Here is a 21366-nt window from a genome sequence, read left to right on the forward strand (position 1 = left end):
CGGTCAGCCGGTGCGAACCGGCTTGATGGGGAGATTACGGGTTATTGGCTCACGCCGCAGCGTCAAAGCCCGTGTCGTGAGCCATTCGCTTCAATTCGAGCAGTGCGTGCTTCTCTATCTGGCGGATCCGCTCCCTCGTGAGGCCGTGCTGCTTGCCCACTTCGGTCAGGGTCCGCTCGCGCCCGTCCTCGATGCCGTACCGCATCTTGATGATGGAGGCGGTCCTGTTGTCGAGCTTGCCGATCAGGTCCTCCAGCTCCTCGCTGCGGAGCAGGGACATCACCGACTGCTCGGGCGAGACGGCGGAGGTGTCCTCCAGGAGGTCGCCGAACTGGGTGTCGCCGTCGTCGTCCACGGACATGTTGAGGCTGACCGGGTCGCGGGCCCAGTCCAGGACGTTGCCCACACGCTCGGCGTTGGAGTCGAGCTCGGCGGCGATCTCCGTGTGCTCCGGGTCGCGCCCGTGCTCGCGGTTGAACTCGCGCTGGACCCGGCGGATCCGGCCGAGCTCCTCCACCAGGTGGACGGGGAGCCGGATCGTGCGGGACTGGTCGGCGATGGACCGGGTGATGGCCTGTCGGATCCACCAGGTCGCGTACGTGGAGAACTTGAAGCCCTTGGCGTAGTCGAACTTCTCGACCGCGCGCACCAGGCCCGCGTTGCCCTCCTGGATCAGGTCGAGCAGGGGGAGCCCCGCGCGCGGGTAGCGGCGGGCCACGGCGACGACGAGCCGGAGGTTGGAACGGATGAATATGTCCTTGGCGCGCTCGCCCTCGGCGACCAGCGCTTCCAGCTCCTCACGCTTCGCGTCACCGGCGTCGCTCTCCACCTCGCCGTCGAGGATCTGCTGGGCGAAGACGCCCGCCTCGATGGTCTGGGAGAGGTCGACTTCCTTGGCGGCGTCGAGCAGCGGTGTGCGGGCGATCTCGTCCAGGTACATGCCGACCAGGTCGCGATCGGCGATTTCCCCGCCTCCGGCGCGAACACTGCTTGCCCGGCCGGTCCCACCGGAGGTGGTGGACGTACGTCGGGCGACGGCACGGGTTGCCATGCGTGCTCCCTTGCTGAGTAGGTCGCGACACCTTTCGGGTGCCCTGCATCCGATGGAAACAACGACTGGAATCCGGACAGAATTCCCATGACGCATATTCACTTTCGTGATCATGCAGTACCCTGTCCGCCGCCGATTGCTGGATGCCGCTTCCGGATTCCGCCGGACGCGCAGGTCAGAGCCGTTGCCGGGGCGGCCCGGTCGCTTTCCGGCTCTCCGCCCGGGTACCCGGAATCAGCGCGCCCATGAGACGGCGCTCACACACGCGCCCTCCTCTCCCCCACCTGGCCGCCCCGGCACCCAGAGGGCCGTGCTTACGCCGTGGAAGACGTGCCGGGTGGCGTTCGGGTTGCTCGGGGTGTCCGCGTCGTACCGGACCGAAGACTCCGGGCCTGGGGGCATCCGGACCGGAGCCCAGGGCAATGCGCGTGGGGCTGGGCCGCCTGCGCGGCGAGCGCCGCGGTCACCGCCGCCCGCGCGCCCCGTGAGGCGGCTCCGGTTCCGGTGTCGGCCGCGGGCGCTCCGGACGCCGGGGAGCTGTTCGCCGGGGCGGCGGCGCACCGTGGCGACCACACCGTCAGGTTCACCGACTCGGCTCTGGACGTGGGCGACGCTCGCCTTCTTCTCCGCCCGGCGCGCTGAACCCGCCGGTGTTCCGACCGGACCGCCGGCGGTCCGGGACGCCCTTGCGGCGCCCTCAGCCGAACTGCACCGAGCGCTTCGCCAGCCCCATCCAGAACCCGTCGATGACGCTCCGCCCTCGGTCCAGCTCGTCCTCGGCCGCGCCCAGCGTCACGAACAGCGGCGCGAAGTGCTCGGTGCGCGGGTGGGCCAGCTTTCCGGCCGGGGACGTGTGCTCGAAGTCGATCAGCGCGTCGACGTCCTGGGCCCGCAGCGCGCGGTCGCCCCAGTCGTCGAACTCCGCCGACCAGCCGGGAACCCCGCCGCCCTGGTGCCGCAGGGCGGCCAGGTTGTGCGTGAAGAAGCCGCTGCCGACGATGAGCACGCCCTCGTCGCGCAGCGGGGCGAGTCTGCGCCCGATGTCCATCAGCTTCTGCGGGTCGAGGGTCGGCAGGGAGATCTGGAGCACGGGGACGTCGGCGTCCGGGAACATCTCCACCAGCGGTACGTACGCCCCGTGGTCCAGGCCGCGGTCCGGGATGTCCTGGACCGGCGTACCGGCGCCGCGCAGCAGCTTGCGGACGCTGTCGGCGAGCCCCGGCGCGCCGGGGGCCCCGTACCGCACCGCGTAATAGTGCTCGGGGAAGCCCCAGAAGTCGTACACGAGCGGCACGGTCGCGGTGGCTCCCAGCGCGAGCGGCGCCTCCTCCCAGTGGGCGGAGACCATCAGGATCGCGCGGGGGCGGGGCAGGCCCGCGGACCAGGCGGCGAGTTCGCCGGGCCAGACGGGATCGTCCGCCAGCGGCGGTGCGCCGTGCGAGAGGTAGAGAGCGGGCATCCGCTCCACGGTGGCTGTCATGGCACTCCCCATCCACTGGACGCGGACCCAGCGCGGCGGGCGCCGCGCTGGGCGCACCGGGCAAGGATCCGGTCACGAGTTCGTCCGAGCAGGAGTTCCCCGAGGTCATCCGGGGGATCGTTGTTCAGGGGCCCTGCGGAATTCCTTCGGATCCCCGGCGGGGACTCCCCGGGCAGGCTTCTTGAAACTTCAAGCTCCTACCCTTGGAGACCTTAGCCCTATCTAGTTAAACTTTCAAGAAAAGGTCGTACAGTGGAGTCCATGACCACGGCATCCACCAGCGCGCCGCGCTGGCTCACCGACGAGGAGCAGCACGCCTGGCGCGCCTATCTGCATGCCACCACGCTGCTGGAGGATCACCTCGACCGCCAGTTGCAGCGCGATGCCGGTATGCCGCACATCTATTACGGGCTGCTCGTCCAGCTCTCCCAGGCCCCCCGCCGCCGGATGCGGATGACGGAGCTGGCCCGGAACGCGAAGATCACCCGTTCCCGGCTCTCGCATGCCATCGCCCGGCTGGAGAAGAACGGCTGGGTGCGCCGCGAGGACTGCCCCTCGGACAAGCGCGGCCAGAACGCGGTGCTCACCGAGGACGGGCACGCGATGCTCCGCCGCTCGGCGCCGGGCCACGTCGAGGCCGTACGGCAGGCGATGTTCGACCGGCTCACGCCCGAGCAGGTGAGCAGCCTCGGGGAGATCATGCGGGTGCTCGCCACCGGTCTGGAGCCGGAGGGCACGGACGCGGACCTGCCCTGGCTCCGCTGAGCTGTCGCCGAGCGGAACCAGGGCAGGGGAACGACCGGGGGCGAGGAAGGGACCGCCGTCGTCAGTGGGCGACGACCGGGATCCTGAACTCCTCCTCGGCGTCCGCGTCGGACGCGCCGTCCGCTTCGCCGCCCGAGCCCGATCCGGGGCGGCCGGTGTTGATGAGGGCGATCGCGATGGCGGCCGCGGCGACGAGGATGCCGACCGCCCACCAGATCGCGGCGGCGAAACCGCTGACCATGGCCTGAAGCTTCAGGAGCTCCGGGTCCGTGGCGCGGGCCGCGTGATCGGCGACGTACTCGGTGGTGGCGCCGGCGGCGATGGTGTTCAGCAGAGCGGTGCCGATGGCGCCGCCGACCTGCTGCGAGGTGTTGACCATCGCGGAGGCCACTCCCGCGTCACGCGGCTCGATGCCGTGCGTGGCCAGTGACATCGCCGGCATGAACGCCGTACCCATGCCGAGGCCGAGCAGCAGCATGCCGGGCAGGATGACGGACGCGTAGCTGGTGTTCAGGTCCAGCTGGGTCAGGAGCAGCATGCCGACCGCGGCGACCAGGAAGCCGGGGCCCATCAGCAGGCGCGGCGGGACCCGGGTCATCAGCCGGGTGCCGATCTGGGTGGAGCCGGTGATCATGCCCACGATCATGGGCATGAACGCGAAGCCGGTCCTGACCGGGGAGTAGCCCTTCACGACCTGGAGGTAGTAGGTCAGGAAGAGGAACAGCCCGAACATCGCGATGACGGCGAGACCCAGCGAGAGGTAGACCCCGCCCCGGTTGCGCTCGGTGAGGACGCGCAGCGGCAGCAGCGGCGACTTCACGCGGGCCTCGGTCACGACGAAGGCCAGCAGCAGTACGACGGCGGCGATGAACATCGAGACGGTCAGCGCGTCCGACCAGCCGGCGGACTCGGCGCGGGTGAAGCCGTACACCAGGGCGACCAGGCCGAGCGTGGAGAGCACGACGCCGGGGATGTCCAGCGGTGCGCGGTTGCGGGTGCCGGACGGCTCGCGGATGACGAAGTACGCGCCCGCGGCGGCGACGACGGCGAACGGGATGTTGACGAAGAACGTCCAGCGCCAGTTCAGGTACTCGGTGAGGAAGCCGCCGAGGATCAGCCCGACCGCGCCACCGCCACCGGCGATGGCGCCGTAGATGCCGAACGCCTTGGCGCGCTCCTTGGCGTCGGTGAACATCACGGCGAGCAGGGAGAGGGCGGCCGGGGCGAGCAGGGCGCCGAAGACACCCTGGAGTGCCCGGGAGCCGAACATCATCGCCTCGTTCTGGGCGGCACCGCCGAGCGCGGAGGCCAGCGCGAAGCCGATCAGACCGACGACGAAGGTGCGCTTGCGTCCCCAGAGGTCGGCGATCCGGCCACCGAAGAGGAGGAGCCCGCCGAAGGCGAGGGCGTAGGCGGTGATGACCCACTGCTTGTTGCCTTCGGATATGCCGAGGTCGGTCTGGGCGGAGGGCAGTGCGATGTTCACGATGGTCGCGTCGAGGACGACCATCAGCTGGGCCAGCGCGATGAAGGCCAGCGCTTTCCAGCGGCTCGGATCGGGAAGGGCGGTGTCAGCCGTTCTTGACATGGGTGCAGCCACCTAAGGACGTGCGAGGGCGCCGAGGCGTCGCGAAGTGGGCGTCGACGGTACGTGCTTGCGGTACGCGCGACGGGGTGAAGGTGCAGGTGAAGGCGGAGTGGGCCGGTGAGGCCGGGGACTCTGAGGTCAGGACAGGGCCGGAAGGTTCAGGTAGGGGCGGCCGTCAGGGACGCCGCAGGTCCTCCAAGGTCGCCGGCGATCCGGGCAGTTCGGAGCGGGCCGGGGTCTCCAGCCCGTCCAGGAACAACTGCAGATGGCGGTGGGTGAACCGGTCGATGCCCTGACAGGCGATACCGGGGAGCGGCCGGGTGAGCTGGGAGAGGGCGACGAGTACGTCACCGACGGCGATGTCGGTACGCAGCCGCCCCGCGGACATGGCGCGCGCCACGAGCCCTTCGACGGCCTCTTCGAGGCGTCGGCGCTCGGCGAGCAGTTCGGGGTGGTCCTTGTCGAAGACGCCGGAGAGCATCGGGCACAGGGCGCCGATCCGCTCGTCGGCGGCCGCGTGCACGAAGCGGCTGAGCGCCGCGAACGGGTCGGACTCCGCGGCGACGGCCTCTTCGGCCCGGAGGGTGGTACGGGAGGTGACCGCGAGGACGACCTCGTGCGTGAGGGCGGCCCGGTCGGGGAAGTTCCGGTAGAGCGTGGCGTTGCCGACGCCCGCCCGGCGCGCGACGTCGTCCAGCGCCACGTCCGGCCCGAACTCGACGAACAGCTCACGTGCGGCCGCGATGATCCGCTCGCGGTTGCGCAGCGCGTCGGCCCGCGGACGGGCGGCGCGGCACTGCGCCGCCGGTGCGGTGCTCCCGGCAGCGTTCACGGCGGTGCTCCCAGCGGTATGCGCTGTGGCGTTCTCGGCGACGGTCTCCACGACGACGTTTCCCCCTTCCCTCTGCACGGTCCCTCTGCGTAGCGGTCCGGCCCCCACGCGCAACCGGGGACCATCTCCCCGTTTAGCGGGGACACGTATGCAAACGGGGAGAGGATCCCCACTTATTTCCCGCCCCGCTGTGACCTGAGTCACTTCACTTCTGCGGGAAAACCCTCCGATCGGCGCACCCAGCGAGCGGCCCCGGACCGCCCGGCACAGGCTGATCGCCAGAGCGCAGTCAGGGGTCGGCCGACTGCCGCGGACCCCGAAGGCGCCCCTATGCAGCAGCCCCGCCACCGGATACGCAGACACCGCCGCCCGGCCGCCCTGGCCGGAGCGACCGCGCTGGTCATAGCGGCCATGGCTTCGGCCAGCACCACCCTTCCCACCGCCGGCCGCGCCTCGGCGGGTCCGGCGGCCACCTCCCAGGACTCCGTGCTCGCCCCGTGCCGGATCTCCGCCACCATGGGCGTACAGATGTCCGAGGGTCTGCCGACCCCGCCCGGCTACGCCCGGTCGACCGGCGAGGTCAGGGCGCTCAACCTGATGATCGACTTCCCGGACGCGGAAGGCACGGAACCCGCGACGGACCGGTACGCGGAGTTCTTCCCGCAGACCTCCGACTGGTTCAGGGCCAGCTCCTACGGCCGGCTCGTCTACCGGCCCGAGGCCCCCGTCAAGGACTGGCTGCGGATGCCGATGTCCTTCACGGAGTACGGGATAGAGCGCGGCTCACCGTTCGAGCCGGGCTACCGTCAGCTGGTGAAGGACATCGTCGCGGCCGCCGACCCCCGGGTCGACTTCTCCGCGTACGACCTGGTCAACGTCCTGGTCAGCCCGAACGCCGGCCCCTCCGCGCTGGACACCGTGCTCTCGGTGACCTTCTCCGGCAACGACGAGGCCCCGGAGGCGGACGGCGTCCCGCTCTCCAACACCTCGTTCGTCTACAGCCGCCAGGACGACGGGTCGGGGTCGTACGCCGAGACCGGCTACCGCGTCCTGCCGCACGAGAACGGCCATGTCTTCGGGCTGCCCGACCTCTACACGATGGAGGGCGGCGGCTCGGTGGGGCACTGGGACATCATGTCCGAGGACTGGGGCGCCAACAACGACTTCCTCGCCTGGCACAAGTGGAAGCTCGGCTGGCTCGACAACGAGCAGATCAGCTGCGCCTCGCAGCCCGGTGTCAGCGAGCACACGCTCGGCCCGCTGGCCACCGAGGGCGGCACCAAGCTCGCCTTCGTCCCGCTGAGCGCCCAGTCCGGCTACGCCGTGGAGGTGCGCACGGCGGCGGGCAACGACGAGGCGGTCTGCCGGCCCGGGGTGCTGATCTACAAGGTCAGCTCCGACGTGGACACCGGGCAGGGCCCGGTGTCCGTCGCCGACGCCACCGAGGACAGCGGCGGCTGCACCCGGCGCCCCAACGTGCACGCGGAACTGTCCGACGCCCCGTTCCGCCCCGGCCAGACGTTCACCGACCGGGCCAACGGCGTACGGATATCCGTGCTGGACGAGGACGACGACGGGAACTACCGGATACGGGTCACACGCCCGTGAGAGGTGCCGTCGCCGCCCGCACGGAGGCCCGGGTCACGCTCCCGTGTGGGGCGCGGCGGCCTCCACCAGGGCCCGGAGCCGGTGCTTGAGGAGCTTCCCGGTGGCGTTGCGCGGGAGCGGCTCGTCGGTGAACAGCACCTGCGTGGGCACCTTGAAGGCGGCGAGCTTCCCGCCGACGTGTTCGCGCAGGGCCCCGGCGGTGACCCCGGCCCCGGTGCGCGGCCGGACGACGGCCGCCACCTCCTCCCCCAGCACCGGGTGCGGGATGCCGAGGACGGCGGCGTCGGCCACGTCGGGGTGGTCGTGCAGGACGCCCTCGACCTCGGCGCAGTACACGTTCTCGCCGCCCCGGATCACCACGTCCTTGAGCCGGTCGACGACAGAGATCCGCCCCTCGCGGCGTACGGCGAGGTCCCCCGTACGGAACCAGCCGCCGGCCCCGAAGGCCTCCTCGGTCGCCACGGCGTCGCGCCAGTAGCCGCGGAACAGCGACTGGCCGCGCAGCCACAGCTCTCCCGGCTCCCCGTCGGGCAGCTCCTCCCCCAAGGGCCCGGCGATGCGCACTTCCGTGACCGGAGTGGGCCGGCCCGCGCCGCCGGGTTCCGCCCGGTACTCGTCCCCGAAGTGCGCGAGGACCCCGCCGCTGGTCTCGGTGAGGCCGTAGCCGTTGCGGGGCTCGACACGCTTGCCGTACCGGGCGGAGAGGCGGGCGACCAGGGCGGGCGGGGCGGCGGCTCCCCCGGTGCTGAACAGGGTGAGGCTCTCCAGCCCGTCCCCCGCCCGCTCCGCGGCCTCCAGCAGCTGGAGCCCGGTGGCGGGGACCCCGGCGAAGTGCGTGACGCGGTGCGTACGGATCAGCCGCAGCGCCTCGCCCGCGTCCCACTTGTGCATCAGGACGAGGGTGCCGCCGGCCGCCATCGCACCGTAGAAGCCGGTGAACGCGGCGACGTGGAAGAACGGGAACGTCATCAGGGAGACCGGTGCGGGCCCCTGCCCCGGGATGACGCCACGCGCCAGCGCGGAGGCCGCCGCGTGGTAGCGGGGATTGAGCGCGGCCCCGGCCTGGGCGAGGTGGGTGGCCACCGCGCCCTTGGGCCGGCCGGTGGTGCCGGAGGTGTAGAGGATCGTGGCGTCGTCCTCGGGCCGCGGCTCCACGTCGGGCGGCGCGGCCAGCGGGTCGGGCGCGGGGAAATCCTCGTACCGCTCGACGCGCGGTCCTGATTCGTTCACCTCGCCGTGGTCCCCGTGGAAGAGGACGACGCGCGTCCCGGTCCGCCGGGCCCAGCCGGCGACCCGCCCCAGCCGCTCCCCGTCCACGAGGAGCACTCCGGGCTCGCAGTCCTCCAGGGCGTGGACGAACTCGTCCTCGGTCCACCAGGCGTTGAGCGGTACGGCGACGAGACCGGCCAGCTGGGCGGCCCAGAAGGCGATCTGCCACTCGGGATGGTTCCGCATCGCGATCACGGCCCGGTCGCCGGGGCGCAGCCCGTACCCCTCCCGCAGACGTACGGCGAGGGCGGAGGCGGCGGCGAAGAACTCGGCGTAGGAGTACCGCTGTTCGCCGGCGATCAGGAACGGCGTGTCCCGGTAGGCCCAGGTGGTCTCCACGAACTCCCGGAGTGTCCGGGGCCCGTCGGCGTACTCCGGCGTCCCCCGCTCGCCGACGACCACGGCGAAGGGCGCGCCGGGCGCGGTGAGGGAGGCCTCGACGCGCGCGGCGCGCCGGGCGAGCTCGGCGGATGCGGCTGCTCCGGGGTCCGGTGGCGGGACGGTGTGCGGCACGGGCGGCCTCTCTCGCGCTGGCGGTGACGCTGACTGCTACGCGAGACGCTATGCGGGCGGGGCCGGAGCGCCAAGGCCGCCGCCGCCCGCGGGTCGTCCGACCGCCGTGTCCGCCGGGTCCCCGACCGTACGCCCCCGGTCCCCCGGCGGCGGCTCGGCCTGCCGTCCCCGGCGCATGAGGACGACCGACCAGACGCCGATCACCGCCGCGAACAGGGTGGAGCCGACGGTGATGACCGCGAATCCCTGGCGGGAAGCGTGGGCTGCGCTGCCCACGAAGCTGGCGAACAGCGAGCCGAACAGGGACACCGCGATGGCCTCGCTGCCGAGCCGGACGGTGTTGATCCACCCGGCTCCCATGCCCGCCTCCTTCTCCGGCACCTGGGCCAGGGCCTCGCCGTCCACCAGGCCGGCCCGCAGGCCGAATCCGACGCCGACGATCACCATCGGCAGCGCCATCCACACCAGTCCGGGCTCGGCGGCCACCCCCGTCAGCACCAGCCCCACGACCAGCAGGGCGATGCTCCAGGTCATGATCCTGTCCGCGGGTGTTCCCCGGGCCGCCAGCCGCCCGGCGATCAGCGGCGCGACCAGCACGGGCACGGTCAGGAACATCAGGAACGCACCGCTCGCCCCCGGCGAGAAGCCGAAGGCGCCCTGGAGGAAGACCGGGAGGTACGCGACCGCGTTGGTGAAGGTGAAGGAAGCCACCGCCACCACCAGCGTGATGCCGGAGAAGCGCCGGCTCCGCAGGGTGCGCAGGCTCAGCAGCGGGCTCGGCGTGGTGGACTCGTGCCAGGCGAACAGCCCGTAGCAGACCGTCCCCACCACCGTGCAGAGCAGGAAGGGCGGTGACGCCCAGCCTGTCGCCGAACCGAGTGCCAGCCCGCCGAGCACCAGAGTGGTCGCCGCGCAGAAGAGCACGGCTCCCGCCACGTCGATCCGGGCCTCCTGCCTCCTCTCGTGGTCGGCGGCCCGGCGGATCAGCGGCATGCCGGCGCAGGCGAGGACCAGGCAGACCAGTTGGAATCCGTAGACGAGCCGCCAGCCCGCGGCCTCGGTCAGCAGGCCGCACAGCGTGGGGCCGAAGGCCAGGGACAGCCCCGCGACCGACCCCAGCAGGGCGAACGCACGGGTCCGGCGTTCGCCCCGGAAATTCGACGACACCACCGCCGAGCCCACCGAGAAGACGGCCCCCGCCCCGGCCCCGGCCACCAGCCGGGCCGCGTCCAGGGTCAGGTAGTCCGTCGCGACCAGACTGATCGCGGAACCGGCGCCGAAGGTCACGAGCCCGGTCAGCAGGGCCCGCCACCGCCCGATGATGTCCGCGACGGAACCCCAGACCAGGGTCGAGCAGGCGAAGGTCAGGTTGTACCCGTTGAGGACCCACTGCTCACCGGTCGGGGAGCTGCCCAGATCGTCCGCGATGTCGCCCAGCGACACGGCCGTTCCGGACACCGACAGGGGAACGGTGAAGTGGCGAGCAGGATGACCGGCATCACCAGGCGTGCGCCGGGCACCGTGCCGCCCGGCCGCGCGGCGGCGGACGTCATCGCGTTCCACTGCCCGTCCCCGCCGCGGCCCGCCCCGGCGGGCGGGTCCGGCACTCGTCGAGGAAGTCCACGATGTGCCCGAACACGTCCAGCGCCGCGTTGCGGCCGATGAACGCGTCGAGGTGGCCGTAGCCCGGCACCTCCACGTAGCGGACGTCCAGCTCCGGGTGGCGGCGCTTCAGGACGTCGTGGCAGAGCTCGTTGGAGTCGTACCAGAAGCGGTTGTCGCTGCCGGACAGCAGCATCAGCGGCGCGTCGAACGTGCCCGCGTGGTCGAGGGCGTTCTTCGGCAACGCGTCGTACCGGCCGTCGGAGTCGTTGTACCGCATCATCGTGTGGGCCAGTTCGATGCTCCGCAGATGCGGCAGGATCCACATCGGCACCGTGCCGTACAGATCGGCCAGCCGGCGGTGGGGCTGCGCAGGATCCGGATCAGGAAGTCCAGTTCGGGCACCGGCTCGGCCGCGTGCCGCCGGAGCAGGTCGTCACGCCAGTCTCGCCAGTTGGCCACCCGTACGTTCATCCCGGCCAGCTTCATGTCCTTGACCAGCTCCGGCAGGGTCTCCGCACGGCCGGTCAGGTTGTAGTTCTGACCCCAGGCCCGGGGGTCGAACACCACCGCGGCCGCCAGCTTGCTGCCCCGGTCGACCGGTGCCAGGTTCATGAACTTGAAGGCCGGGACCGCTCGGTAGCGGGAGAACGTGCCGATCAGACCGGTACGAGCGGCCGGTCCGCCCAGGGGAGCACCTCCTCGACCAGGGCGTCGGCCAGCCCGGTGATCGAGTCGATGCACGGCTCGTGCCGGCGGTCCTGGCGCCCCGGGTACTGGACCGTGAGGACGTCGATGCCGGGCCCGAGCTCCCGGGAGAGCGGAAGGTAGAACGACGCGGATCCGCCGGCGTGCGGCAGACACAGCAGCCTCACGCGCGCGTCGGCGGCCGGGTTGTACCGGCGGATCCACGGGCTGCTCTCGGTGTTCGGGGCCACGTTCGTACCTTTCGGGTCACTCAGGCGGCGGCCGGGAACCCGAACCGCACGGAGGTCAGCTCTTCCGACAGCTCCCAGAGCCGGCGGCCCGTCGCGGCGTCGGCGGCCCTCGGGGCCAGCTCGACCTGCTTCGGCGCACCGCGCAGCTCGCCCATGCCGTCGGGGCCGATGAACTGCCCGCCCTCGACGTTCGGGGCGGTCGCCGCGTAGAGCGAGGGAAGCGCGCCCTGCTCCGGGGACTGGGCCAGCGGGAGGAGCAGCCGGCCGAACAGGAACTTCACCATGGCGACGGGCGCGCTCGTCTGCAGGTTGGTGGAGGTGTAGCCGGGGTGGGCGAGCAGACTGCGCACCGGACTGCCGGCGGCGGTCAGCCGCTGGTGCAGCTGCCAGCCGAAGACGGCGTTGGCCAGCTTCGACTGGTCGTAGTACCCCATCGGCGAGTACTTCTGCTCACCGGAGATGTCGTCGAAGAAGATGCTCGCCTTGCGGTGGTTGGGTGAACTCACCGTGACCACGCGGGGGTCGCTCCCCGCCGCCAGCAGGTCGAGCAGCAGGCCGGTGAGCGCGAAGTGGCCCAGGTGGTTGGCCGCGAACTGCACCTCGTTGCCCTGCGGGCTGAGCGTCCGGGGCGGCGCCATCAGCCCGGCGTTGTTGATCAGCACGTCCAGGCTCGTGCGGTCGGCGTGCAGCCGGTCGGAGAACGCCCGGACGGAGTCCAGGTCCGCGAGGTCGACCTGCCTGACCTCGAGTTCGGCGCCCGGATGCGCGGCCGTGATCTCAGCGGCCGCCCGGCGCCCCTTGACCTCGTCCCGCACAGCGAGGATCACGTGCGCACCCCTGCTCGCGAGTGCCCGGGTCGTCGCCAGGCCGAGGCCGCTGTTGGCCCCGGTGACGACGAACACACGCTTGCTCTGGTCGGGAATCTGGTCAGCGGTCCAGCGCTGCTTCTCACTCATGCGGCACAAGCTGCCTCATGTGGCATTCGGTGTCAAGCCGCGCCTTGATGTCACCGGGGGCATGGGATGTAGACTGGCAGGGTGACTACCCGAGCCGGAGTGAGCCTGGCCGAACGCAAGCGTCAACTCGTCTCGGACGAGCTGACCGGAGCGGCGCTGAGGCTGCTCGCCCAGAAGGGGTTCGACGCGGTCACGATCGACGAGATCGTGGCGGCGGCCGGCGTGTCCAAGCGGACCTTCTTCCGGTACTTCGCGTCCAAGGAGGACGTGGTCATCCAGTTCCTGGCCGAAATGGGCACCGACATGCGCGCGGAACTGGCGGCCCGCCCCGCCCAGGAGCCCCCCTCGGTCGCACTCCGCCACACCATCTGGGTCTCCATCGACGCCTGCGCCGGCCACGCCGACCAGGCGCTCCGCGTGGTCCAGCTGATCCTGGGCACCCCCTCGCTGCTCGCCCGGTTCCTGGAGCGCCAGGCACAGTGGCGCGACGAACTCGCGGAGGAAGTGGCCGACCGGCTGGGCCTGGCCCCCAGGACCGACCTCTACCCCCAACTGGCCGCCGGAATGGCCCTGGCCGCCTTCGGCACCGTGCTCCAGCGGTGGAGCGACAGCGACGGCGCGGAGGACCCCGCGACCCTGACCGACCGAGCCTTCGCGATCATCGCACCGGCCCTCGACGCCGACGCGTAGAAACACCCCCGCCGTCACGGGAGGCCCCGGACCCCGGATACGGGCCGGGCACCACCCGCTACACTGGCCGCGGCGACCTGGCCTCACGGTCCGGTCACCGCGCACTGCCGGCAGAACCGTCCGGATCGTCGCGTCCCCAGGGACCGGCTTCCCGGCACACCTTCCGGCAGATCCCGGCCTTCGGGCCTTCGTCTTCGTGGGGCTTGCCGAAAACCCTAAAAGCCCAGTTCAGAGGCCTAGCGCAGAGGCGACTGAAAACGCTACGCCGTCCTTTCCGGAACGCAGAGCAGATCGCCGCAGGTCAGAGCCCCGAAGATCTCACACCGCGCCTCATGCTGAATTCGTGGAGACCAGGGCTGCGGTGGGGCGCTCACGGTCCCTCGGACGGACGCGCAGGACCTCTCACTCCCCAGGGCTCGAATGACTCCATTCGCCGCCCCCAGCCGACCACGCTGAGACCTGTCCACTCGATCCGGCGCTGGAGCCAGCGGTCCTTGCGAGCACGCTCCGGTCCGCCGAGTGCGCTCCAGTCGTCGTGTCTCGCTCCTGGAGCATCAAGCCCTTCTGCCTCGAGTGCGGCCTGCACCGAAGGTGCCTCCGTCCGCGAGGAGCGCGTCGGCCCCGTGCACAGTCAGGATCATTACCGGAGCGGCATGCGGTTACAGGCGGCGGGTACACCGCAGCACGGACGCCTCCGTCAAGCAGTGGGCGATTAGGGTGATCTGGTGCGGCAGCCGCCGCACGGGGCGGTGACGGGGTTGCCTGGCCGGGCCTGGGCGAGGGCCACCAACGTGCGCTGGTGGGGCCCACCCAGGCGGCCGGCGTATGGCTCGTTCAGCACGACTGACCGTACGAGTAGATCGCTACCGACGAGCCGCTCTGCGGCCGGAGGTAGTGACAGGCTGTATCAGGGACATTCCGGGAAGCTGGCCAGCTCCTGCCCCCGCGGCATCTTCAGACGACCACCGCGCCGCCTCAGGCACCGTGTCGCGGGAGCTCATGATCTCTGCCGCAGCGCGAAGTGATCGCACCGTTCTCTCTGGTGATCCTGTGCAATAGGAACAGCTCCCGCGCGTCGCACTCCGTGCACACTTCAGCCCGTGCGATGGGCCACAAGGCCAATGGTTCGGCGGATGACGGGCCCTGCACATAGATGCGGTTCGGGTCGAGGGTGCCTGGATATGGGCGCTCGAAAGTCTCCCAGTCGGGGTGGCTGCCCCGCAGCCGCCGCCCGATCAGCGTAAACCCGCCATTGCCGGTGTACGCACACGTGTCGACCAGGTCCCAGTGGAGGCCAGATAGCCATCCCACTGATTCCAGAGTCGCCACGACTACCGGCTCCAGAGCTTGAACCTCCCGCTCCAGCTCATGTTCCGGCTGGACCCTACTCGCGTGGCTGGAGTCGTTTCTCATCCCGCGTAGTTGATTGAGCAGACTGAACACCCCATCGGGGTCCAGGGCCCCCTCCAGCTCCGGGAGTTCGGGGATGGGCCCATCCTTGACCAGGTCTGAAATCTGGCTCTGCCACGTCCAGAAAGTTGCTCCACCACCCTTCTTAAAGGGACCGCGCAGAGCGTCCTCGAAGCTCTGCCGACGGTGGATCCGAACCGCGAGAGCGAGTACACCGACACAGCGCGCCACGCTCTCCGCGAGTTTGAGCAAGGCATCCTTGCGTTGGGCGAGTGTCGTGGCGATGCGGTACTGCCGGGCCAGCGCTGCCATGTGGTACGGGTAGCTCCACTCGGCCCGCCACACCGGGTCTCCGAGCGGCTGGACAAGCTCGCCGATGATGCGAGCCTCGTAGGCCGAAGCCTTCGCAGTGCGGCGCATCTCATCAAGGCCGGCCTGCGGGTCACGGAACACATTCGGCAGGATCCTGGAGGTGGTGCGGGCAAGGGCTTCCTTGCCCGCGTCGAGATCAAGCAAGAGCGAGTTGAACTCGGCGTCCTTGATCAGCTCGACGGGCACCTGCGAGTTCATGGACACGCGGGCGTGCAATCCTCCCTCTTCCCCTGCACGAGTCCGCAACCACTCGCACAGAGCGCGCCCGCTGTTGCCGAGGGGACGCAGCACGGTCAACCGCGTCACGGCATCCCCGAAGTCGGCTGGCAGCAAACGCCAGTTGCCTGCCAGCCCCACCACATCGCCACCAGTGCAGACGGCCAGAGCCTGCGCCGTCTCGGGAGCCTCCGACAGATCCGCCGCCGTGGCGGCAATCTGAAGGTCGCTTCCGCTCAGCAGGGGCATGCCCTCCGTAGCCCCCTGGCTAAGCCATCGGCGTACGCGCCGCGCCACCGTGGCTAGCGGCCCAAAGCCAGTACCGGGCCCACCGATTATGAAAGGAGCCTGCGGCAGCGCACACCCGATCTTGATGCTGCGCATGTCAGGTCGCGCGTCGGGAGGCTCAGGAGCTATCTCACGCTGTACGAATTCCTCTACGTCCTGCCCGAGGGGTACCCGCACCGTGTGGGCCAGCTCAGGATCCGGAAGCGTGCGCCCCCGCGAATCCACCTGGACCTCGCCTCCCGCGTCCGATACGGCCACGGCCTTGCGTACGCGGTCCCACAGTGAGCGCGGGAGCTCAGTCGACAGTCCAGCATTCTTCAGTGCGGTCGAGAACGCACCCTCGAACGCAGCCCATGTGGGCCAGGTCTCACCGGTCAGCTCACGCAGGGCACGCAGCAAGGCTGGCGCCTGGTCGAAACGCGTCATCATTCTCGATGACTCGACGTCAGCGACGACGTCGGCGCTCACTGCGAAGTGCTGCCGCAGAGGCCATTCAATCGTGACCTCTTGATAGACGAGGTCATCGGCATCGAGCAGCAACGCTGCACCCTCGGTGTCGACTCCCCGGTCCCCTTCTGACGTAACGCCGCATGCCACCTCGTACCGCTCCACGATCTCGCGGATATGTTGGTCCGTCAGGTAGTGGCGCTTCCTGTCCAGCGGCCTGCGCAGCGTCGCGGAGTGCCTGCGTGCGTCCAGTGCGACGACCTTCCCTTGGAGCTGGGTCGATTTGCGGTTGGACAGCAGCCATACGTACATCGGGATGCTGATGTTCCACAACAGGTGTGTGGGCAGGGCAACCACGCCCTCCAACAGATCGTTGTCCACCAGCCACCGGCGGATCTCCGAATCGCCGGAGCCCGCTCCTCCACTCTGCAGGGACGAACCGGTGAACACGATGGCGGCTCGGGCACCGCCCATGTCCGTGGGCCGCATATGGGCGACGAGATGTTGGACGAAGAGCAAGGAGCTGTCGCTGATACGAGGCAGCCCTGCGCCGAAACGCCCTTCAAATCCCAGCTCTGCCGCCTCGCGGGCCACTTCATCGTGCTGCCGCTTCCATGCCAGGCCGTTCGGAGGGGCCGCCAGCAGATAGTCGAATGTCTCCCCTCGGTGCCGGTCGTCTGACAGGACGTCGCCGTGCAAGATGCCTGTGGGATCCGCGCCTCTCATCATCCGTAGGGAGCGGGCTGTCGCGTAGGTTTCCGGATTGATCTCCTGACCGGAGACCAACGGCACGGCGGAATTTCCCACCTCACGCAGGAAGCCTTCGACGGCAGAGAACATGCCGCCGGTACCGCAGCACGGGTCGTAGACGGTGATCGAGGGCCCTGGCGCAATCAGCGCTGACGCGTCCGGGCCGAGCAGCAACCTGGCGGTCAACGCACTCACGTCCTGCGGACTCGTGTGCTCGGCTGCGCTCTCCGGCGACGCTTCGGTAAAGCGCCGAACGAGTTCCTCGTACTCCCGCCCCATCTCCTGGTCGGAAACGGTGGCGGGGCTCAGATCCAGCTCAGCAAACCGCGTCACCACCTGTCGCAGCACCCGCGCATTCGCCAGATGTCGCACGGTGTACGGAAATTCGAATGAGTCCAGTACATCCACGACCTCGGCGGGAAATCCCTGCACAAACCGGTCCACTGCCTCAGCCAGGACCAGCTCGGCATCAGGTGACGTCTCATCGTCGACCGCCAGAAGCAGTCCGGCAAGGCCGCCTGAGGCGTCTGGGAAGCTGGCGTGCTCACCCGATCCCGTCGGCGTTCCGTCCAAGCCTGTGGCCGTGGGGCAACTCTCATCCTCGGCCAAAGGTCCCTGTGTAGAGCCGATTCCTACACTGCCCGCCTCATCGGTCAACGAGTCACCCATACTCTCACCCGCGTCCGCGTCCTGTGGTTCACCGGAGGTGACGGCAGCGACCAGGCCGCAGACTCCGATCGCCGTGCGTGATGGATGGCGGGCTACTCGGTCGAACGCCCGGCGGAACGTGGGCAGCACAGAGAAGAGGGCCGGCCTGATGGTGGCCGGGCCTCTTCTTCTGCTCGTCGGATTACCGAGAGGAGCGGTCCACCAGCCAAGCAAGAGCGGCCCGCCCACGGAGCTGATCTGCGGTGGGGCTAGGCCGTCGGGCCCCAGCAACAAGCCATCACGACGAGCTACTGACCAATCGGAGGGCTGGCCGGTCTTCCTCGGCACCGAGCATGCGCCGCACCTGGGCTGCGCTCCAGGCCAACTCGTGAGCCAGTTCCGTCATTGTCAGCCCGTGGTCGCAGGCGAGGGTGAAGGCGTGGGACAGCAACGCGGGCTGTTCGCCGGGATAGCCGGCCAGGGGGTCCGGAGCGAAGCCGGGTTGCCCTTGCAGACCGTTCAGCCGCTGGTAGGCGCGGCTGGCCGAGGAGTCCGACAAGAGCCCAAGTTCTCGGCAGCGGTACAGCAGGGAGTGCACCGAAACCCCCCAGCCGTCGCGGAGCTGCGAGAGCTTGTGCAGGTCCGCCCGCGAGGGCAGCTCGGGCAGGATCGATTCGCGGGGGGTGAGGAACTCTGCTGCGAAAGTGTCGGCCTCGCGTTCCTGCGTGATGTCCCCCGGATTGGTGTCGCTATGCAAGATCAGGTGGCCCAGCTCGTGGGCCGCGCTGAAACGGTGCCGGTAGACGTCGTCGGTACGGTTTGGCGTCAACACGATCAACGGGCGCGGGAGGTGTGACGTAGAGAAGGCGTCGACGGAGCGAAGGTCTTCGTCGCGCTGCGGGGTGACCACCACGATGCCGCGTGCTTCCAGGCGCCGGACTAGGTGAGCGATGGGCCCGGTGCCCAGCCCCCACGCGACTCGCAGGGCACGGGCCGCGGAGGCTGGATCGCTGGGCAGATCGGTGCCCGGGTGCACCTCGCCGCCAGCGAAGCCGGGGAGATCGACCACGGGGAGCTGGACACGCTTTTCCAGTGCGTAGGTCAGCTCCCAGACCTGTTCGGTGAACGCAACGGCCTTGGCCCGCTGGTAGGCCCGGGTACTGCGCAGGCTGCGGAAGTGCGCAGCTGAGGGGTCCAGCCGCGCATGCGGGCGCCCCGCCAGGAAGTACGCCAGCGGCACATCCAAAATCTCGGCCAGGGACGGCAGCAGATCGGGGCGCGGCCGGTTGGTGCCCATCTCGTACTGGCTCACTGCGGCCGGAGTCACCCCCAGCTCGTCGGCCAGCTGCCTCTTCGTCATCCCGGTGAGGCTGCGTGCCTGGGCCAACCGGGCGGGGTCGAAGACCTCGTGCACGGCAGCCGGGGATAGCTGTCCCCGTTCGGTGCGGCCCTTGACAGCGCCGCGGCTGCCCGGGGCGGTGAACAGCGGTGGTTGGGTGTTCTTACTCATCGCCGTTTTCTATGTCGGAAATGGTCGGTTCCTGTTCGGCCGACGGACTCTTGGCGAGCTCGGAGCGGGGCGTGACGCCCAGGCCAGGCAGGTCGCCTCCGCTGAAGCCCTGCGCGCGAGGCACGGCAGTACCTGCATCGCGCAGGTCATCGCGGGAGTGGCTGGAGTCCTGCTCCGCGGTGGCGATGCTCATGTCGAGCGGCTCCGGGTCCCACACCATGGTGCCGTCGTCCTCCAGCGACGTCGGCGTACCCCACCAGGCGGCAAGGACCTTGTCGCTGTCGGCGTTGGCAGCGTACGCGACGTAGATCACCGTCAATTGCTCCGCCGAGGCCGCCGCGGCAGCCTCGGCCACCGAGGGGTACGCCACTGGCTCGGTGGCTGCGGAATCCTTGTCGAACAACGTCAACGGAGGCTGCGCAGGGCCCACGCCGTTGTCGCGGGAGACCTGGTGAGGAATCTTCGTGCTCAGTTTCGCGCGGGAGATCGGTTCCTTCAGCGAGTCTGCGTGCCGAAAGGGGATCAGCACTCGCCCGTTGACAACCGCCAGGCTGTACGACGCCCCTTTGGGCTTGCGGGCCTCATAGCCGGGGAGTTCAGCCAGCTCGAACTGCTTGACGACCTGTCCGTAGCGCGTGGCCCACATGCTGCCGTAGGCGCGCTTGTCCGCGGCTCCCGCTTTCCGGGCCGCTACCTGCACCTCGTAAGCAGTTTGTTGACCACGTGCCAGACCCTTGACCACATGCCGTATCACCTCCGCAGCGTCATCACCGAACTGATCATCGGCCCACTGCGACGGCGTGAATTCACCAGCCATGATCCCCCCAGGGAGCTAGCCACTTACCGAATGAGCAACAAGATAGCACCATGACTTAACTTCTGGTCATCAATTGCCCGGCGGGCGTGGCGGTACCTGCTGAATGCACGCCGTCCGACGGCGCGGCGGCCCCGTAGGCCGGCCTTGGGGACCAACGGGACCGTGGTTAGCGGTAGCGGGCCTTCCGCTTGGGGTCCGTTGGTTCTGACACTGCGGGGCGCCGGGAGTGAACCGGGCGCTAGTTACGACCGCCCGGAGCGTATCCCTGCAGGAAAGCGGGCGCGACCATGCGCTGCCGTTCCAGCAGCTGAGGAAGCTCGCGGGCGAGGTCCGGGTGGCTCTTGGCCCAGTCCGGAGCGTGAGCCACGAACTCACGGCTGTTGAAGACGCTGTAGCGGTTGATGTCCGCGACACGCAGCTGCGAGGCGTCCTGGGGGTCACGGGAGATGATCACGGCGAGGCTGCTGCCCAGCGGCAAAGTCAGGCGCCGGAAGTTTTGGAATCCGATCCCGACGCCGTGGTCGAAGAAGCCGGGCGGCACGCCCTCCGGCGGAGGGCCCACCACGCCGGAGAAGCAGACGGGGTTGTCGCCCACCAGGAGCCCGCCTTTACGGGGGCGATAGCAGGACCAGTGCATGTCGCTGGACAGCAGAGTGGAGACCAGGTGGTTCCACTGATCCTTGTAGTACGCGTCGTCGTCGTGGCGGAGCCGCCACGGATCGATCACGCGCATGGATATGGACCTCATCATGCTCGTCTGGACCTCTTCGTCGGACAGCCCGCTGTCCTCGACCCCGCTCGCCTTGCCCGTTACGTGCATCAGGAAGCGGCTGCGCTGCCACTGGAGGGCCAAGAGCCAAGCCAGGGTACTGCGGGCGTGGGCGGGTACAGCGCGCTCCCGTCCCTGTACCAGCTCCCTGACGACGGTGGCGGCCTCGTTCTCGATCTTCTCCATGGCCGACTCCATCGACACGTGGTCGGGTTCGTGTCCCGGCCGGTAGATCGAGTGGCCGAAGTTGCGGTGGCCCAGGTCGCGGACGGCCGAGCCGAATCGCCGCTGGCTCATCACCTGGTGAGCGATCAGTTTGCCCTTGGGGTCAGCGAAGTGATGGAGCAGGAACTGGGGAATGAAGTGATGCTTCTTGGCGTGCTGCGGCATGGGGCGACTGTAGTGAGGTCGGACATGTCGCCGCCCGGCAATACCGGCCCTCGGGGCCAGCGGACGGCTCGTGGCTGGTTCGCGAGAGAGACGGAAATCGGACGGGGTTCTTCCGCTATCCACTGTTCCGTTGGTCCCCGAGACCGTGATCCGCGGGCCACGCAGATCGAACGCTTCAAGAAGCAGTACGCCAAACCGAAGGGACGGGTCGCCAAGCGAGACGAGTGGGTCGCGTTGGCGCCGACGACGCCAAGCGGTGGCCCGCCGCTGGCACTCCTCCGAGGGGCCGGCGGGCAGAAGGCGTCCATGACGGCGCTCTGCCGCTCAGATCCCACCGCTTCACGTTTCCCCAGGTCAAGCAATGAAGCACTGCTGGAGCGCTAGAGGCTGTCTCCTTGAAGTGGCGGTGAGCTGGTGTCACCGGCACGGGAGTGAAGCAGCTCGTGGGTGCACCACG

Annotated in this window: 16 protein-coding genes and 1 pseudogene; 3 read left to right on the forward strand and 14 right to left on the reverse strand. The window is 69.7% G+C overall.

Annotation, left to right across the window (positions count from 1 at the left end; genetic code table 11):
- Positions 1-49 precede the first annotated feature (49 nt).
- Positions 50-1051 (reverse strand): sigma-70 family RNA polymerase sigma factor, encoded by a 1002-nt coding sequence (locus IG90_RS0101895; protein WP_030576404.1) that lies wholly within the window; start codon positions 1049-1051, stop codon positions 50-52.
- Positions 1052-1748: 697 nt separating this feature from the next.
- The gene (locus IG90_RS0101905) at positions 1749-2531 is read right to left on the reverse strand and encodes a dioxygenase family protein (protein ID WP_030576407.1); all 783 of its coding nucleotides are present in this window, start codon (positions 2529-2531) and stop codon (positions 1749-1751) included.
- 252 nt (positions 2532-2783) lie between these two features.
- Here IG90_RS0101905 and IG90_RS0101910 point away from each other — a divergent pair, with 252 nt between their 5' ends.
- Entirely contained in the window at positions 2784-3296 is a 513-nt protein-coding gene (locus IG90_RS0101910; protein WP_030576409.1) for a MarR family winged helix-turn-helix transcriptional regulator, read from the forward strand.
- A 61-nt stretch (positions 3297-3357) separates the two neighbouring features.
- Here the strand turns inward: IG90_RS0101910 and IG90_RS0101915 are convergent, their stop codons facing one another.
- Complete coding sequence (locus IG90_RS0101915) at positions 3358-4884, reverse strand: MFS transporter (protein ID WP_030576411.1); 1527 nt, start codon at positions 4882-4884, stop codon at positions 3358-3360.
- A 175-nt stretch (positions 4885-5059) separates the two neighbouring features.
- The gene (locus IG90_RS0101920; protein ID WP_030576414.1) at positions 5060-5716 is read right to left on the reverse strand and encodes a TetR/AcrR family transcriptional regulator; all 657 of its coding nucleotides are present in this window, start codon (positions 5714-5716) and stop codon (positions 5060-5062) included.
- Between the two features lie 330 nt (positions 5717-6046).
- On the opposite strand from IG90_RS0101920, the gene IG90_RS0101925 reads away from it, so the two are divergent.
- Positions 6047-7324 (forward strand): M6 family metalloprotease domain-containing protein, encoded by a 1278-nt coding sequence (locus tag IG90_RS0101925; protein WP_030576417.1) that lies wholly within the window; start codon positions 6047-6049, stop codon positions 7322-7324.
- Between the two features lie 33 nt (positions 7325-7357).
- Here IG90_RS0101925 and IG90_RS0101930 read toward each other — a convergent pair whose 3' ends face one another.
- The 6 genes and pseudogenes from IG90_RS0101930 to IG90_RS0101955 all read right to left on the reverse strand — a co-directional run bounded on the left by IG90_RS0101930 (position 7358) and on the right by IG90_RS0101955 (position 12602).
- A complete protein-coding gene (locus IG90_RS0101930) occupies positions 7358-9106 on the reverse strand; it encodes a class I adenylate-forming enzyme family protein (RefSeq protein ID WP_078585144.1) in 1749 nt (582 codons plus the stop codon).
- A 48-nt stretch (positions 9107-9154) separates the two neighbouring features.
- Complete coding sequence (locus IG90_RS39010; protein ID WP_078585145.1) at positions 9155-10669, reverse strand: MFS transporter; 1515 nt, start codon at positions 10667-10669, stop codon at positions 9155-9157.
- On the reverse strand, positions 10656-11036 hold the full coding sequence (locus IG90_RS39015) for an alpha/beta hydrolase family protein (protein ID WP_206434021.1): 381 nt from the start codon (positions 11034-11036) through the stop codon (positions 10656-10658). The genes IG90_RS39010 and IG90_RS39015 overlap by 14 nt, the downstream gene beginning before the upstream one ends.
- Complete coding sequence (locus tag IG90_RS0101945; RefSeq protein WP_030576426.1) at positions 10988-11323, reverse strand: hypothetical protein; 336 nt, start codon at positions 11321-11323, stop codon at positions 10988-10990. Before IG90_RS0101945 ends, IG90_RS39015 begins: the two co-directional genes overlap by 49 nt.
- Positions 11324-11379: 56 nt before the next feature.
- Positions 11380-11646, reverse strand: a pseudogene (locus IG90_RS0101950) (thioesterase II family protein); the annotation flags it as partial.
- A 20-nt stretch (positions 11647-11666) separates the two neighbouring features.
- Complete coding sequence (locus tag IG90_RS0101955) at positions 11667-12602, reverse strand: oxidoreductase (RefSeq protein ID WP_030576433.1); 936 nt, start codon at positions 12600-12602, stop codon at positions 11667-11669.
- 81 nt (positions 12603-12683) lie between these two features.
- Between IG90_RS0101955 and IG90_RS0101960 the strand changes: the two genes are divergently transcribed.
- Positions 12684-13292, forward strand: coding sequence for an acyl-CoA-like ligand-binding transcription factor (locus IG90_RS0101960; protein WP_063739463.1), 609 nt, complete (start codon positions 12684-12686; stop codon positions 13290-13292).
- 975 nt (positions 13293-14267) lie between these two features.
- Here IG90_RS0101960 and IG90_RS0101965 read toward each other — a convergent pair.
- The 4 genes from IG90_RS0101965 to IG90_RS0101980 form a co-directional block, all read right to left on the reverse strand.
- Positions 14268-17384 (reverse strand): N-6 DNA methylase, encoded by a 3117-nt coding sequence (locus IG90_RS0101965; RefSeq protein ID WP_051859907.1) that lies wholly within the window; start codon positions 17382-17384, stop codon positions 14268-14270.
- Positions 17385-17721: 337 nt separating this feature from the next.
- Positions 17722-18933, reverse strand: coding sequence for a helix-turn-helix domain-containing protein (locus IG90_RS0101970; protein ID WP_206434022.1), 1212 nt, complete (start codon positions 18931-18933; stop codon positions 17722-17724).
- Positions 18926-19750, reverse strand: a complete 825-nt coding sequence (locus IG90_RS0101975) for a hypothetical protein (protein ID WP_030576444.1) — start codon at positions 19748-19750, stop codon at positions 18926-18928. Before IG90_RS0101975 ends, IG90_RS0101970 begins: the two co-directional genes overlap by 8 nt.
- 238 nt (positions 19751-19988) lie before the next feature.
- A complete protein-coding gene (locus IG90_RS0101980; protein ID WP_030576447.1) occupies positions 19989-20909 on the reverse strand; it encodes a DUF4238 domain-containing protein in 921 nt (306 codons plus the stop codon).
- Positions 20910-21366 lie beyond the last annotated feature (457 nt).

The sequence above is a fragment of the Streptomyces anulatus genome, assembly GCF_000721175.1.
Classification (GTDB): domain Bacteria; phylum Actinomycetota; class Actinomycetes; order Streptomycetales; family Streptomycetaceae; genus Streptomyces; species Streptomyces anulatus_C.